Origin of the sequence: Alkalihalophilus lindianensis, assembly GCF_032843265.1 — a bacterium.
Lineage (GTDB): Bacteria > Bacillota > Bacilli > Bacillales > Bacillaceae_D > Alkalihalophilus > Alkalihalophilus lindianensis.
Genome location: NZ_JAWJBA010000393.1, coordinates 1 through 268, shown reverse-complemented (window position 1 = coordinate 268; position 268 = coordinate 1). Strand labels below are relative to the sequence as shown.

At 32.1% G+C, this 268-nt stretch carries 1 protein-coding gene; it reads right to left on the bottom strand.

Going from position 1 to position 268, the window contains the following annotated elements; all coding sequences use genetic code 11:
* A partial coding sequence (locus RYX56_RS22735) for a BREX protein BrxB domain-containing protein (protein ID WP_317124171.1) occupies positions 1–268 on the bottom strand: 268 nt, incomplete at both ends.

Here is a 268-nt window from a genome sequence, read left to right as displayed (position 1 = left end):
AGTTATTTAAAATATTGTGGGAACGAACAAATGGATAAACCTTACCTATTCCAGTGAGGAACACCACATTATAGTCTCCCATTTGTTCTTTAATCTTTCTTAAAAACACTTCTGGCTTAGCAAATGTCGTCATTGCTTTAAACAATTGATCTTTTCCTTGACGTTCTTCCATTTCAAAAATCCGTTCGAAGATCCTTTTATCTTTTGTAATTTCTAGCAGCATTTTATATAAATCAAACTCAATAATTCTCCGGTTAGATCCTTCATA